Annotated in this window: 12 protein-coding genes; 6 read left to right on the forward strand and 6 right to left on the reverse strand. The window is 42.1% G+C overall.

The features are described from left to right. Nucleotides 1–340 precede the first annotated feature (340 nt). The 4 genes from ASV53_RS15760 to ASV53_RS15775 form a co-directional block, all read right to left on the reverse strand. Complete coding sequence (locus tag ASV53_RS15760; RefSeq protein ID WP_094957777.1) at nt 341–1,741, reverse strand: PTS fructose transporter subunit IIBC; 1,401 nt, start codon at nt 1,739–1,741, stop codon at nt 341–343. 12 nt (nt 1,742–1,753) lie between these two features. Further along, entirely contained in the window at nt 1,754–2,194 is a 441-nt protein-coding gene (locus ASV53_RS15765; protein WP_094957778.1) for a PTS sugar transporter subunit IIA, read from the reverse strand. Nucleotides 2,195–2,498: 304 nt separating this feature from the next. Beyond that, a complete protein-coding gene (gene manA, locus ASV53_RS15770; protein WP_439126490.1) occupies nt 2,499–3,749 on the reverse strand; it encodes a mannose-6-phosphate isomerase, class I in 1,251 nt (416 codons plus the stop codon). A 197-nt stretch (nt 3,750–3,946) separates the two neighbouring features. Beyond that, on the reverse strand, nt 3,947–5,860 hold the full coding sequence (locus ASV53_RS15775; protein ID WP_094957779.1) for a PTS fructose transporter subunit IIABC: 1,914 nt from the start codon (nt 5,858–5,860) through the stop codon (nt 3,947–3,949). Nucleotides 5,861–6,228: 368 nt separating this feature from the next. Here ASV53_RS15775 and ASV53_RS15780 point away from each other — a divergent pair, with 368 nt between their 5' ends. After that, a complete protein-coding gene (locus tag ASV53_RS15780) occupies nt 6,229–7,068 on the forward strand; it encodes a helix-turn-helix transcriptional regulator (protein ID WP_094957780.1) in 840 nt (279 codons plus the stop codon). 88 nt (nt 7,069–7,156) lie between these two features. Here the strand turns inward: ASV53_RS15780 and ASV53_RS15785 are convergent, their stop codons facing one another. Both ASV53_RS15785 and ASV53_RS15790 read right to left on the reverse strand, forming a co-directional pair. Next, nucleotides 7,157–7,933, reverse strand: coding sequence for a PTS sugar transporter subunit IIA (locus ASV53_RS15785; protein ID WP_094957781.1), 777 nt, complete (start codon nt 7,931–7,933; stop codon nt 7,157–7,159). A gap of 16 nt (nt 7,934–7,949) precedes the next feature. Then, on the reverse strand, nt 7,950–8,252 hold the full coding sequence (locus ASV53_RS15790) for a PTS fructose transporter subunit IIB (RefSeq protein ID WP_062687852.1): 303 nt from the start codon (nt 8,250–8,252) through the stop codon (nt 7,950–7,952). Between the two features lie 269 nt (nt 8,253–8,521). Here ASV53_RS15790 and ASV53_RS15795 point away from each other — a divergent pair, with 269 nt between their 5' ends. The 5 genes from ASV53_RS15795 (at nt 8,522) to ASV53_RS15815 (ending at nt 16,295) form a co-directional block, all read left to right on the forward strand. After that, entirely contained in the window at nt 8,522–10,378 is a 1,857-nt protein-coding gene (locus ASV53_RS15795; RefSeq protein WP_094957782.1) for a fructose-specific PTS transporter subunit EIIC, read from the forward strand. Between the two features lie 213 nt (nt 10,379–10,591). Further along, a complete protein-coding gene (locus ASV53_RS15800) occupies nt 10,592–10,849 on the forward strand; it encodes an HP1242/YdcH family protein (protein WP_094957783.1) in 258 nt (85 codons plus the stop codon). Between the two features lie 448 nt (nt 10,850–11,297). After that, the gene (locus ASV53_RS15805; protein ID WP_141226259.1) at nt 11,298–13,370 is read left to right on the forward strand and encodes a hypothetical protein; all 2,073 of its coding nucleotides are present in this window, start codon (nt 11,298–11,300) and stop codon (nt 13,368–13,370) included. Nucleotides 13,371–13,710: 340 nt separating this feature from the next. Beyond that, the gene (locus ASV53_RS15810; RefSeq protein ID WP_094957785.1) at nt 13,711–15,693 is read left to right on the forward strand and encodes a hypothetical protein; all 1,983 of its coding nucleotides are present in this window, start codon (nt 13,711–13,713) and stop codon (nt 15,691–15,693) included. Nucleotides 15,694–15,725: 32 nt separating this feature from the next. Beyond that, on the forward strand, nt 15,726–16,295 hold the full coding sequence (locus tag ASV53_RS15815) for a hypothetical protein (protein WP_094957786.1): 570 nt from the start codon (nt 15,726–15,728) through the stop codon (nt 16,293–16,295). The last annotated feature ends 33 nt before the right edge of the window (nt 16,296–16,328 follow it).

A 16,328-nucleotide genomic window follows, 5' to 3' on the forward strand; every position in this document is an offset into this window, starting at 1 on the left:
GTTTATCACTTATTTTTATACTCATATATAAAGAACAGAGTCAGTGCTTTATTAAACTAGTCAAATGTTGATGGCTATTTGGTCGAAGGCTATTTGGTAAAAGACTATTTGGCGGGTAACTATGTGCTAGAAGGCTGTGTGGTAGATGATTGAACTTGGTATAAGTGCATGAACTTTTAAGTGGGCTGCTGTTGGTATAATATTAGAAAAAGGCGCTGATTGCTCAGCGCCTTTGGTTTATAGAGAATATGGGGGAAACTTATTCTCTACACTCAGAGCATTGTATGAATAGGCTTTGTTCGTTATAGGCTATTAGAGTCACAACTAGCACCAATTAACATTAGCCTTGGATAAGCGTAGCCGCTTTTTTCATTGCTTCTTTGGTTGAGCATTCGAAGACGTTAGCATTCGCAAAGCGGTGTGCGTCTTTAACTTGAATGTCGTGCGCCAAGATAACCAGTTTCGCATTGGCTACATCTAGGTCGCTGATGCGGTTTTGGATACCATTCTGACCTTGAGTTTCAACTTTGATCTTGATGCCTGCTGCTGCACCTGCTTTTTCCAGTGCTTTCGCTGCCATGAAGGTGTGTGCCACACCTGAAGGACAACAAGTTACCGCGACAACATCGTATTCGCCTTCACCAGCAACTGGTGCTGCTTGGACAGGTGTTGGGTTTTGAGCAAGTTCATCTTCCGCTTCTTCTTGTGCAACGGGTTTCCAGAAGCCAACGATAAGAGCTGTTGTTAATGAACCCAGCGCGATACCCACAACATACATTGGAATGTTGCTAGAAACGGGTGCTGTAATTAGGCCACCCCAAGGTGCATGTAGCAGAACATCTGTTAGGAAGCCAAACACACAGCCTACGATACCACCAGCGACAATAGATGGCAGTACACGCATTGGGTCATTAGCTGCGAATGGGATTGCACCTTCAGAGATACCGATAGAGCCCATGATTGCTGCAGCTTTACCTGCTTCTTGTTCTTGTTTAGTAAATTTCTTTTTGAACATGAAGGTAGCAAGTGCCATACCCAGTGGTGGAGTACAGATTGCGATGCCGACGCCGCCCATTAGCCAAGGTTGAGTATCAACTTGTGTTTGAGCAAATAGTGTTGCCACTTTATTGATTGGGCCGCCCATATCAAACGCTGTCATACCACCTAAAATCGTGCCTAGTACAATTTTTGATGCGCCAGCCATTGAAGCGAGGAATTCGTTCATTGATGCCATGAAGAATTTGATTGGCTCGCCGATACCCCAAAGTACAATCCCTGCAGAGACTAACGTACCGATTAGCGGGTAGATGAAGTAGGCACCCAGCGCTGTCATGTTAGACGACAGTGGGATTTTCTTCAGCTGGAATACAACACCACCTGCAATGAAACCCGCCACGATACAGCCAAGGAAGCCACCGCCCATATCCGCCATGATACCGGATGAAATCATAGCTGGAGCAAGCGCAGGTTTATCTGCAATAGAATACCCAATGAAGCCACCCAGAATAATTGGGAATAAAACTAAACCCTTGATACCAATGTTTGAAATGTCAGCTAAAAAACCATCGGCTGGTACCGCACCTTTACCTGAGGCCATTACTGCTAGCGCAAGTAAGACACCACCTGCCACAATAAAAGGCAGCATGTGGGAGGTGCCAAATAAAAGGTGACCTTTTAGGATACTTAACGTTTTTTTAAAATCGCTATTATTACTAGGTGCTTGAGCTGCTATTGTACTCATGATTATTGCGCCTTATGAATTAATTAAAATAGTTAGAATTTGATGTTCATCTTTCGCGTTATGGATATCTTCAATAAATTCTTCACTGAATTTGCCAAATAATTCCTGAAGAACGTAAATATGGTGGTCAGCACCGTTATCAGGCGATGCAATCATAAAGAACACACTTGGTTTGATGCCATCTTCGTCGTCGTACTCAATGCCGCCAGCCTTGATGCCAACTGCGATTGCTGGCTCAATAACCGCCTTGCTTTTTGAGTGCGGATAGGCGATACCATCAGTTGATGTCACGCTGACGGCTTCGCGAGTTTCAACGTCATCTAAAAAGCTTTCTTTGCTGCTAATACGGTTATTGTCAAATAACATTTGTGCAAGCTCGGCAAATACTTCTTTTTTGGTATTAGCCGCCAGTTCTTTTTTAATTAAATTAACGTTGGTTAGTTGTGTGATCATGTTTAACTCGAGAGGTATTTAAGTAATACGTTTAAATTAAGCCATGATGATAAAATCAGAAATAGTAAAAAAGGACCATCAACTATACTTTTGTATCACCCTATTTTAAGTGTGACTAACGTCATTAATCTTATATCGACTAGATCACATTAATTAGTGATCTCCTTCGGTGGAAGTCGTAAACATCGTTGGTTTTCTGGTTATTTATATTGGTCGCAGAAATAAAAAAGCCCCGCATGAGCGAGGCCGGATTAATGTGGTTAAATATCAAACACGAGTCAGTGTGTGTCTGATTTTATTAGCTTTAGCTATAAGCGCGAGCGACGCGGCCAGCACATTCTATTTGATAGCTTTGGGCATAAGCTGGGATGAATACCGACTGACCTTTTTCAATCACACTTGACTCGCCATCTTGGTGGGTGAGTGTCATGCTATGGTCGAGAGGCAGTAAAATCTCAGCACTATTGGTATGCATTACTCGCTGGTGTGAACGTTGAATAATGGCAAATTTAAAGTCATCGACAGGGGTAGGGTAGTCCAATATATCATCCGCTTCATTTGGCTGTAGCAATAAGCTGTCGAATGGCTTTTCATCAAAGCGGGTACAGGCTATCAGCTCTTCAACATCTATGTATTTCGGGGTTAGCCCTGCACGCAACACATTATCGGAGTTCGCCATAATTTCGAGCCCAGTCCCTTTGATATAAGCGTGAGGGGTTTCGGCATCTAAGAACATGGCTTGCCCTGGCTGAAGGGTGATCACATTAAGAAGTAGTGGCGCAAATAATCCTACATCACCAGGGTATTGCTGCTCTAGCTCTGCAATTAAAGCGAAAACTGGAGCGTCTGACTGACTGGCTGAGTGTTTAACATAGTGCGTGGAATAGCGCCGAGCATAGTCACTTAACTTGGCAAGTGCTTGCTCTTTTGTTTGACCTGTCATCGACAGCAATGCAGAAAAGAACGTTGCTAACCCTTGCGGTGTTGGGTTGGCTTGCAATGCGTCTAACCATGTTTCGAATTCGGTAATCGCAAGCTGATTAAAGTTGGCAATAATCTGCTCTATTGATCTAAAGCCGTTCATTGCTTGATATTGGGTTAATGCGTAAACCAATTCAGGTTTGTGGTTTGGATCTTTGTAATTTCGATTTCCCGCATCAAGAGGAATGCCTTGCTGCTGTTCTAAAGCAAAACCTTGTTCGGCTTGTGCTTTATTAGGGTGAACTTGGATAGAAAGGGCTTTTTCTGCAGCCAAAATCTTAAATAAGTAAGGTAATTCACCAAAACGATTAGCGACTCTGCCACTTAAAAAGAGCGTTTGGTTACAATCGATCAACGTTGAAAGCTTGGTCGCGTAATCGCCATAGCCGACGGTTGAGCAGCCATTAGAATGTGCCCCCATCCACACTTCAGCCTGTGGTTCACCGCTTGGGTTTTTAATATCAAAAAGTTGATTTATTGACGATGTGCTGCCCCATGCGTAGTGTTGAATGACGTTGGTCATCGGGAAAAATTTACGCATTAGCGTGGGAATGAGCGCGAGCTGCATCATCATTTGATGTTGTTTGGCAAGTTGCGCTGTTGCTGGTGTCATCGTTACTGGATTTATAGCTGCGTGGCTTGTAGTTTGTGTTGAAGCAGTCGCAGTGGCGAGAAGATCAGACATCAGGATCACCATGAGAATTCAGATAAATATGAAATAGGCTTGAGCACATCAGCTCAAGCCATTGATGAGTTACTCGGAGTAAGGTTCTAGGCGGTAACAGCGATGAGCTTTGCCTTGCGCATTTTCTTCAGCGCGACACAGGTTAGTGCTGTCACAATTGCGCCTGAAGCCATGCAGATCAGTGCCAGTAGCGGATGGTTCATCGCACCAAGCAAGGCAACCACAGGACCACCGTGAGCCACGCTATTTGTGATACCGAAAGAGAACGCCATCACAGCTGCGGTCATCGAACCAAGTACGTTTGCAGGAATGACAGAAAGTGGATCTTGTGCGGCAAAAGGAATTGCCCCTTCAGAGATACCCACCAAGCCCATCGCACCAGCGGCCTTACCAGCTTCAATCTCTGATGATTCAAACAGTTCAAACTTACGACCTAGCGCAGTGGCTAATGCCATGCCTAAAGGTGCGACAGGAATGGCGCACGCCATTGCCCCCATGAACTGGGTTTGACCACTAGCAATCATGCCTACTGAGAATAAGAAGGCGACTTTGTTGAATGGACCACCCATATCGAAGCCAGCCATACCGCCGAGTACAATGCCTAGTAGCACCACGTTGCCTGTGCTCATGCTTGTTAATAGCGCGGTAAGACCTGTCATCAAATCAGCGATAGGGGCGCCAATAACAAAGATAAATAGACCAGCAATGAAGAGTGAGCCTGTAATCGGCGCAATCATGATAGGAACAAGGGGCTGGATAAACTTGTGGTAGTTAATGGAAACAATAAACTTCACGAAGTAGCCGACTAACAGACCCGCGACAATAGCGCCGATAAAACCCGTGCCTGCTTCTGCACCGTAGAAAGAACCATTGTTAGCAATCCAACCGCCAATTAAACCAGGAGCAAGTGCAGGGCGATCGGCAATCGCGTAGGCAATGTAACCTGCAAGGATTGGGATCATTAGAGTGAATGCCACAACACCGACATCTAAGATCTGATTCCACATACTGCCAGCTGGAATCGCCATACCTGCTTCAGATGGTTCACCACCAATCGCCAACGCCAGTGCGATCAACAAACCACCCGTTACAACAAATGGGATCATGTGCGAGACACCATTCATTAAGTAACGGTAAAGATCGGATCGTGCTTCTGAGGCTTTGCTGGATATTGATGTTTTATCGGAAACAGATGTTGTTGATTTGGCTTCATAAGCGGGTGCTGTAAGCGCTTGGGTAATTAAACCTTGGGCGTCACGAATAGGGGCTTTTACATTGGTTTTGATTAATCGCTTACCTACAAATCGGGTTAAATCAACTTGCTTGTCACAAGCCACTATAATGGCGTCGGCGCGTTCAATTTCTTCTAATGTGGGGCTGTTCTTAACCCCAATCGATCCGTTGGTTTCAACTTTAATGTCGTAACCAAGTGCTATCGCACCTTTTTCTAATGCTTCTGCTGCTAGGTAGGTATGAGCAACACCAGCAGGGCAACCTGTTACACCTATGACAAAGCCTTGCTTTTGAATTGAGCTTGTCGTTTCGACGGGCTGTGGTTTTTCAAGAAGTAGTTGTAAAGCCTCTTGGTTAGAAGTGGCATTGATGAAGCGGTCGATGAAACCGTCTTCAATCAGTTTTGATGACAACTCAGCCAAGACTTCAATGTGGTGATTGTCACCGCCATCTGGCGACGCAATCATAAAAAACAGTTTTGATGGCAGTCCATCTTCTGCGCCGTATTCAATTCCTGTTTTGCTTACTCCGATCACAACAGCGGGGGCAATAACGGCAGCGCTTTTGGCATGGGGAAGGGCGACACCTTCTTCAAATCCGGTATTACCTTGTGCTTCACGCGCTTTAATATCAGCTAAAAATTGTGCTTTGTCGGAAATGCGACCCTGTGAAAAAAGAACCTCAATGAGTTCTTTAAATACCGCTTCTTTTGAAGTGGCTTGAAGATCCAGTGTAATCAATTCTTGGTTGATTAAATTGGTGATCATGTTTAACCCCTAATACTTTTATTGTTGTGTTAGGGGTATTTTGGGATTTACAGGTCAGAGTCTGTAGTGAAGAAAAAAACCATTTACTAGAGGATTGTGGCTTCCTGATAGGAGTGTGATTTTGATCGTGATGAACCTTGTTGTCACCCAATTAAAGGGGGGTGTTGAAATGCTGTAGGCCAGTGGTGTCAAGGTTTGACAGATGAAGTGAGGTGGTTTTAGTATGAGTAGATGACTAGAATTTTACGTCTTTAGCTGGATTTTTGTAACCTTGATTCGAAATTGTGATTTTGCTCAATAGCTAATAATCCATTCTGGAGGTATATATACCAAAGCTGCATCAAAGGTGCGTATTGAGAGTTCAACTAATGATATTCCATGATTTAATTTCATCTGTACTTAACGAGCGAGAGCCATTTCACAATATCTGGTTTGCCGGTGATTTTCATACGCCACCGCAGTTTAGCTATCAGGTGAATTTTCCTCGCTTAGAGTTAGTACTAGACGGCGAATATATAAATGAAATGGAAAGTCATGAGCGTGCTATAACCAAGATCACGGCTAAGGCGGGCGATGCAATATTTGTCCCACCAAACTGTTGGAATAAGCCTGACTGGGATACCAACTGCTCGGTATTAAGTATGCTTTTTGGACGTCGCCAGCTTGGGTTGAGCTTGGTGAGTAAGCGCAAAGGTGAAGCGAGCTTTTATGACATTCAAAAGCACAGCATTCAAACTCGTTCGGGCTTCGCTATCGATAACATTCTCGAAGCATTAAGTTCATTAGCACGTGAAAGCACTAAAAAGCCAATGGATGAACTCTTGTTACAAGCCTTGCTGCAATATAGCAAAACAATGTTAGATGCACCTGTCGAGAAATCGCACAGCCGAGTACAAGATCTTTATCAAGGGATTTGTATCTATATCCAGGAAAACTTTCATCGCCCTATAACGCGTGACAGTATTGCGTCTCGCTTTAGTATTTCAGCTAATCACTTATCACGTTTATTTCGTCAACAGGGTCATATGACTTTGGCTGATTATATTACTTGGGTACGGATTGATCGGGCGAAATTTATGCTTAAAAAGTACAGTTTTAAGCTCAATGAAGTGTCGCTACGCTGTGGTTTTAAAGATGTGAACTACTTTTGTCGAGTCTTTAAAAATAAGACGGGACGCACGCCAACAGACTACCGTGGATCTATTTGAATGATGGTTTGAGTAAGGCTTGAATGACGCTTTTCATCAGAGCTACGGAGTGGAAACGAAGTAGCTCTGTAGCAAAAGGGGGACTGTATTATGGCAGCAAGCGTGACATGGAATACATTAGCAAGGCTTGTAGATCGATACAGTTTTTTGTCCGTAGTAAGCGCTCAGGCAGCTGATCACATAAGAGATTACGCGTTAGGTTCGTTGCAGATATGATTTGTTCTCGGCTTGGTTTAGCTGGCATCACCAGTGCTATCGCAAGGTGTACCTCTCCCATTCTAGATTCCCAAGGAATAGGGCTTTCACTCGAAATAACGGCGACAGAAATATGATCAATATCTGCAAACATGACATGGGGAAGGCCTATTCCTGGCGCCACACACGTCGAAGATCGTTCCTCGCGCTTGATAAAAGCTAAGATAAGCTCGTCAGGTTCTTGAGGGTAAATAAGTTGTGCCAGTCCTTTTAAGCATTCAAACTTAGTTAATTCTGTATGGGCTTTGGCATAGTGCCACTTGATCTCGCTAGGTGGACAAATCTGCGGTAATCGCTTGGTCAGCTGGCTAGAAAATTCATAGTTAATGTGCGCACCTATCAAGGTAAAACGCTCTGCAATAATGTCTTTTATTACAAAACAGGCCAGTTCGGCATCAATACCGACGGCGGTGATTTGACATAAATCACCGCTGACTAAACCCGCTTGGAGCATGGCGACAGATTGGGACAATTTAGCGGTACGGTTACGAGTAATGTTGACGATGCGAATAGTGCTTTTAAATTTCTTAGCAAGAAGCCTCAGCGGCTGAGCAACATAAGCGCTGGCATTAGCATCATCAACAAAAAAAGTAATTTGGTATTCGTTCATTGGCTATATCGAATGCTTAATCGCGGCAGTGAACGAGGAATACTTTATCAACGTTGAGTAGCACATCTTCAATGGGAATTCGGATAGTATTCATGGCATCAAAGCGACCAGATTGTTCAACTTCGATGTCAGATACAATCAGTACCTTTTGAGCGTGTGCGATGTCATGCGGCGTTAGTTGGTTTTCAACTCCCATAGCACCTTGGGTTTCAACTTTGATCTGAACATTGTATTTGGGTGCAGCTTTCATTAGTGCATCTGCTGCCATGTAAGTATGGGCAATACCTGTAGGGCAGGCTGTGACAGCAACAATTTTCATAGGTATTCTCACGTCCATTTTTGCGGATATTAGCACAGGGAATCTGGAATACCTTATTTTGAATGAGGTAAATGAAAGACCCATATCACAGTTTGATTACTAGGTTACATTTATCCAGTAAATGGTGTTTTAGTCCTATATAACACACAAGATCACCTCGCTAACCTAAGCCCGAGTGGAACTCTGCTTAGACGTGAAGCGAGACGTAAGCATGCACTAAGTAACAGCATAAATTTTGATTGAGCATATAAGGGTAATTTGGGCATAAAATGGATATAACAGACCTGATAGAACCAGAGATTATTTGCTTAGATCTAAAGGCGCGAACGAAAGAAGGTGTGCTTAAAGAGCTGGTGGATTTATTAGATGTGGCAGGTAAGCTTGCTGATAAAGATCAGTTTTTGACGGATGTATGGAAGCGTGAAGAAATAGGCAATACGGGCTTTGAAGAAGGGATTGCTATTCCTCATGCGAAAAGTTATGCGGTTGCCAAGCCTGCCGTAGCGGTTGGGATTAGTCGTGCTGGGATCGATTATGGGGCTGAAGACGGTGAGTTGTCGGATGTCTTTTTTATGCTGGCATCGCCAGATGGGCATGATCATCATCACATTGAAGTTTTAGCTCAGCTTTCTAGTAAATTGATTGAAGATAACTTTGTCACCAAGTTAAAGGCAGCTGTGTCAATTGAAGAGGTGCTCGATCTCTTAATCGATATTGATCCCGTTTCTTTAGCTCCGCCAGCATTTGTTGCCGCAGAGCCACTTAGCCCACTCAAACAACATCTAGCCCATATAAAAGAACACCTGCTGTTTGGTACCTCTCATATGATCCCTTTCATCGTCGCAGGTGGCGTCTTGTTATCGCTGTCGGTGATGATGTCGGGCCATGGCGGATTACCAGAGACAGGTATTCTTGCAGATATCGCCCAAATGGGTATTGCAGGGCTTACCTTATTTACCGCTGTCCTAGGTGGTTATATTGCATACTCCATTGCCGATAAACCCGGTTTAGCGCCTGGCATGATAGGTTCTTGGATTGCAGTTAATCACTATCATACTGGTTTTTTAGGGGCGATAGTGGTGGGCTTTTTTGCTGGATTTGTGGTGCGAATGCTTAAGAAAATCGCACTCCCCGATAGCATGAGCTCACTTGGTAGTATCTTTATTTACCCGTTAGTTGGTACTTTTGCGACCTGTGGTGCCGTCATGTGGCTAATTGGCGCTCCAATTGCGAGTGCGATGATCACCTTGAATGAGTGGCTAACAGGAATGGCTGGTTCTGGTAAAGTCTTATTAGGGACTATCTTAGGTGGAATGACGGCGTTTGATATGGGTGGCCCTATCAATAAAGTCGCGACCTTATTTGCCCAAACGCAAGTGAATACCCAGCCTTGGTTGATGGGTGGTGTGGGCATTGCCATTTGTACCCCACCGCTTGGGTTAGCACTGGCGACTTTTTTATCTCCAAAGAAATTTAAGCGTGATGAACGCGAAGCAGGTAAAGCGGCAGGCATCATGGGTATGATTGGTATTAGTGAAGGTGCTATCCCCTTTGCTGCAGCGGATCCAGCTCGGGTGCTACCCGCTATTGTCGCCGGTGGTATTGTAGGAAACGTCACGGGTTTCTTATTCCATGTGCTTAACCATGCACCGTGGGGCGGATGGATTGTGTTGCCTGTCGTCGATGGCAAACTTGGCTATATTCTTGGAACTTTACTTGGTGCACTAACAACGGCTTGTATTGTGATAGCGTTGAAAAAAAATGTGGTTGAAGATGATGATCAAGGAATAGGTGTTGTTAACCATGGCTCAGTGGAGGGAGAGGGCGAAGCTGATATTCTTGCCGTGACATCGTGCCCATCAGGTGTGGCTCATACTTTTTTAGCAGCAAAATCACTTGAAAAAGCGGCTTACTCCATGGGCGTAAAAATCAAAGTGGAAACGCAGGGAGCCAATGGGATCAACAATCGGATCACTGGAAAAGATATTGCGAGAGCTAAGTTAGTAATATTTGCCCACGATGTTGCGATAAAAGAGCCAGAGCGTTTTAAAAATATCGCTATCATTGATGTTTGCACTAAGGATGCAATGCTTAATGCCAGTGCTTTAATTCAATCTAAGCGTTAGCTAATAACGTAGTAATCTCTTTGACCTGAATCACTCATTACTTCGACCAATGCATGTGATTTTACGTTAACGATTGAGATAAATGGTCGTCAACGTGGTAGTGATACGTTTCGAAAGGTGAAAGTACGACTTCGTAGTTTGTGTTATTAACCGCATTTATTTCAATAAATTACTTCTATACTGATGGGGAATCTAACTGAAGAGGGAACGCCGATGCTAAATGAAAACCATGCTTTTATCTTAGATTTTCCGGACCTTAAATTAGATATTGTTCAGCTTAACCATGACGATCCAACATTCAAAGCTGATCTTCAGCTGTATCATGAACTGGATTACGATATTCGCCAGTTGGAGATATCTGGTAGCCCTGTTGACGATCTGAGTATGCATAATTTAAAACTCAAGCGTGTCGAACTAAAAGACTTATTGCATAAGCAACTCATCAAACACCATGACAAGGCAAAGAGCTAACTTTCTATGGTGATTAGATAAAACAAAAAAGACGTCTAAGTATCAGCAAGAATTAGGCGTCTCTAAGCCCAGTCTCATGGGTTATGCCCACAGAATTTCCTTACTAATACATAGTAAGGGGTCCAACATTCACAATACACGCTACCAATATTAATTATACAAAATAATCACATTGTTTTTCTTCAAGTAGGATTGATATCACTTATTGTTGAGTGCTGACTGTATTCTCATTTAGTTACTGATGCTATTGGATTTTTAGAATATAAACAGTACCGACGAAGCTTTGAATGTTAATTATCTATTTAAACTTTATTAATAAACAAGCATAAAAAATGAGTTTGGTTGCGTATGTGTAGTGCTCCTCCCACTATCGAAGTATTGATAAATATAATTCACAGCGTAAAATAGCTGCTAGTCAGTAAGCAGTTATTAGCTAACAGGTAAATAGTTGTTTCTTATTAAGAAGGCGTTTATACGCCTTTTTGCTGTTATGAAAATGGAAATAAAAGTAAATTATATGTATAGACACATTATTACTCTGCTATTAACTGCCTTTATTTCGGCTTGTGGCGGTGGCGGCGATGAGAATTCAGATGTTATTACAGTCTCGAAACCACCCAAAGCGACCAATGTAGCGCTGAAAGGTTCAGGCAACGATAATGGAATCCAATCTGGACAAGAGGTTATTGGTCAGTACACGTTTAATTCTGCAAGTATTCCCCCTGGGCTGGATGCCTCTATTGGTTTTTGGGAAACAGAATCAGGAACGAGTATTCATCGCGGGTTAAAATACCGTATTCCTTATGATAATAGTCTTGCTGGTACTCAAATCCGCTTTTGTGTTAAGCCCTTCAATCGTATTGATAGAAAAGCAGGCAAGAAAGCTTGCTCCAAATTTGTATTAATAACACCTGTCTTTTTTGATCCATCTACTCCTATGGTAAAAATATTATCTAATGCTTACACCCCTGAAGTGGTAGGTGGTGAGTTGTTAACTTTTATCATAGATAAAAATGGCGATATCGTTGATGATGAGCATGGGTTTCGTTGGAAACGAAATGGCCAAATTATACCTAATGAAAATAGTGGCTCTTATTTACTGACTGTTGCAGATGAAGGTAAATATATATCTGTATGTATTATTAACCAAGTGACGAATACATTAATATCATGTTCAGAAGAAACGAATATGATACAAGGCGCAGCAGGGTCTGAGCCGGTTGCGATAATCAATCCGTTATTAGATCAGATTGAATTAGGGAAAAGTGCATTTTTAGATTATGAGTTTCTCGACTTTGATAATGATAAAGAAGATCTCGATAGTACGTCATTTTCATGGTTTTTAGATGGGCAGCCTGTGGCGAAAACGCAGTCCTTATATATTGAGACCTCTATGGTCAATAAACAGTTGAAAGGTTGTGTTACCCCTTATTCATTAACGGGGTGGCCTAAAGCAGGAGACGTGACGTGTACAGAAGCAGTGACTGTTCAACCGTTACCGAATGATACCCCTCACGCGCTTAATGTTGTTATATCGGGTCACCGCTTTGAAGGGGAAACTCTAATTGGTACTTACCGATACTTTGAAAGTAACAATAATCCAGAAACTCAAAGTGAGTATTCATGGACCATTGTTAGTAATGATCAAGAAAAACAGGTAAGTAACGAGCAGAGCTACAGATTACAGGATGGTGATCTAGGCAAGGGTAATAAAGTCCGTTTTTGTGTGACACCAATAAATAGCCATGCTCGAGGGTATGCTAGTTGTAGGACTGAAGATATTGCTTGGTTAGATGGGGAAGGGAATTTTAAAGAGGGGGGGGAAGTTACCGCTAATCTTAAAGGTTTCCCAGAGTTCAGCCAGGCATATTGGTTATCCAGCGATGAAGATACCGCATTGCCACTTGCGATAAATACGAGATCAAATAGCGTATCACCATTAGCGATTGAATCACCACTGTCAAACTTTATTAATTTAAGACCAATGCGTCTATGTATATCTTTTGATAATAATTTATTAAATAGTGATGATGTTTGTCGTGAAATACCTGTAGGCAATAAATTAACGCGATATATTAGGTTGAAAGACGAGCAGGGCGTTCATGCTGCTATTAATATTAACCAATCAGTAGTTGTTGATAAACATTATCGGCTACATCGACCGCATACGTGGTCTGAATTTAAGGCTCTACCTAAAAATATGCAGTCTGAATTTAGTAGCGCTGAATCTTCTCACTTGATTGGAGAGTCATATTCAGGTGTGAAGATGACACCGCAACAGGCGAACAAATTTTGTTTGCTTATGCATGGCGCGACAGGGCTTGCGAGTCCGGTCTTTTATAATAAATTTGCTACAGGGTCAGATTTAAGTAATAGTTGGCCAACAGAATTAATGCTACAAGAGTTTGTAGCTAAAGGGCCTGATGGTTATTATCAACTTGATAATAGTGGTTTTACCCCTCCAGTTCCTGCGGACTTACGTAAAAAATATGCATTTATGTGTGTCTCACTAGCACCCTAGTATATTAATGTATAGCCTTGCTTGTTGTTATTACGCAAGCAAGGTTTATATTATTTTAAATTCTTTGCTCTCCTTTGTGATATACATTCTCTCCTTTTAATTGCGACTTCTTAGTCCTTATTGGATGTGTATGTGCGCCAACTTGAATGACCATCCTGGATGGTTTATTACTGTTTCTGTTTCTGTTTCTGTTTCTGTTTCTGTTTCATTTTCCATGTTTTTTGTATGGAATTGAAAAGTATATCTTTAATTTTTATTTATACTGAACGCTGTACAATACGAGTGGTATCCTGTAACTTCGCACTCCTTTTGGAAAGTTTAGAAAGTAAAGTTTATTGTTATGTACAAAAAAATATTAGCAGCTCTACTTACTACCACCTTGGTTGCTTGTGGTGGTGAAAGTGGTGGAGTTAGTTCGCCAGACATTTCATCACATCCTGAAGCTATAAATGTTTCATTTAAAAATCAAGAAGGTGCAGTGATTGAAATCGGCGATCAGCTGAAAGGAACATATAGTTTTATATCTAATAGCACTCCAGAAGAAATGGATGCTTCTGATATTAATTGGGAAATTGATGGTAGAAGTGTTTATAGAGGCAGTACCTATCGTATTCCAATGGATAATAATTTGGTAGGCCTAGAAATTAGATTCTGTGTTAAGCCTATCAATCGAGGCAACCGCGTTGAAGGCACTAAAACCTGCTCAACACCGTTACCTATTGAGAGCAAGTACCTTCCTCAAACACCTAAGGTCTCGATTCCGAATGCAGCCACTAACAATACTGTTGGTTCCCCTTTAGATGTCTGGGTGCTTGATAGCAGTGACTATGACACGCGTGTCCAGTGGTACCGAAATGGAAAGGCCATACAGGGCATCACTCAACAGCAATACTGGCTAACGAGTGATGATGAAGGCCACCAAATCTCTGTCTGTGCATTTGATAAAAAAACGAACATTAAGCTAGCATGTTCTGCTGAAACAAATGTGATTCAACCACGTACTGGTGAGCGACCTGACGTTGATATTACCGCGTTGCCAACCAAGATTGAGGTTGGTCAAACACTTTACCTAGATTACGACTACTCCGATCGTGATAGCGATAAAGAAGATACGAGTAAAGTGTCATTTGGTTGGTATCTAGATGGTAAGAAAATAGCGACAACCCGCTCTTTATCACTAAATGAAAGCATGGCGGGTAACCGCGTAAAAGGGTGTGTAACGGCCTATGCGCAAACAGGCTTGCCTAAGAATAGTGATGAAACCTGTACAGCAACTGGAACGGTTTGGGCCGTTAAAGGTTCGATTCCTCGAGCGATGAATGCTGGTATAGAAGGCGTTCGCTTTGGTAGACATAAGTTGACAGGTACATACAAATACTACGATTTAAATAATGACCCTGAGTCAGGTAGTCGTTATGAATGGAGTGTGATTAAAAATGATGTTGCTACTACGGTTAGTTCCGATCGCACTTATACCTTGCAGGTTAGCGATGAAGGTAAAGGCAATAAAATTCGATTTTGTGTGACGCCTGTCAATGCCAAAGAGCAGGGTAATACGGAGTGTGTAACAGAAAATATTGCCTGGTTTGAAGGGCATGGCCAACTGATTGAAGGGGGAGTGATAACACCACATCTATCTGGCTACCCAGACTTCAAGCTTTCATATTGGATGTCAGCGTCTAAGATGATCACTTCCGCTATGGAATTAGATTTTACAGATAATAAGGTAAAGCCTGTTAGTGTAGATAAACTTGAACCTTCATTTAGTAATTTGTATCCAGTGTCTCTTTGTATTTCTTTAGATGAGGAAATACAGAATGGTGATGATATTTGTCGAGAAGTTAAAAGTAACGTCAAATTAACGGCTGGAATGATTTTTGATAATAGTGATAAAACTCGCGTTGCCATGAACTATAAGCGTGAAGTGAAGGTCACAATATCTGGGAAAAAATATCGAATTCGTCGCCCTTATACATGGGAGGAGTTTAAAGAGTTAAAAATGGATAAAGATCCAGGCTTTAGTTCAGCGGAACCCAGCATTATTCGTGATGCGTCGAATGTGGTAAAAGGACTTAAAATGACACCGAAGCAAGCCAATAATTTTTGCTTACGCACATACGGTGCGCCTGGCGTGATCAGTTCAGCAATCAACTCTAGCGATGGTGTTATTCCAGGTGGTAGGCATCAGTGGCCAATTTATCTTACAACGCAGCAATTTGTGACTAAAGAGCCTGACGGTAAGTATGTTATTGATTCAAATAAATACTCTCCAGCTGATATGCAGAGCAAGTATGCCTTCGCATGTTTAGCTGTCGCTGAATAGTATTATTAAAAAATTCATTTTGGTCATTGTCGATGTTAAATAGACTTATATTATTAGCAACACTGATGCTTTCGGGTTGTTCAACACATTATGTTAACTTAACTTATAAAGGACATCATATTGTTCAGAAAACGCCAATCATTAATAAAGTGACAGTTTATGATGAAAGAGGCAGTGATAAGGATTGGTTAGGTGCAATACGTCACGGTTGGGGCGGAAGTTTAAAAACATTACGCACAAAAACAGTCACGAGCGATACAATTAAAGGTATGTATATTGACGCATTAAAGCAGCGTAACTTGTATACACCTGATGATCAGGCTCCTTACCAAATTGTGCTGACTTTAATGAAGGTTGATGCAAGCCAATATGTAAACCGTGAAGCAACAGCTTCGATTAGAGTGGAACTTTTGAATAATATAGATTCAAAGGTTGTCTTTTCTCAGTTGTTTGATAATTATCAAGTCTCTGATGGTAATGGATTTGATACCGCTTTCTTTGGGAATGTCGGAAAGTTGCGCTTATTGGCAGAGGAAACAATCAATCAAACCATAGATAAATCTATTGAAAACGGTGGGTTTACTCAGAAATTGATGAAATAGCCTTGGTGATACTATATAAAAACGGCCCAGAAG

The organism is Photobacterium sanguinicancri (assembly GCF_002265265.1).
Lineage (GTDB): Bacteria > Pseudomonadota > Gammaproteobacteria > Enterobacterales > Vibrionaceae > Photobacterium > Photobacterium sanguinicancri.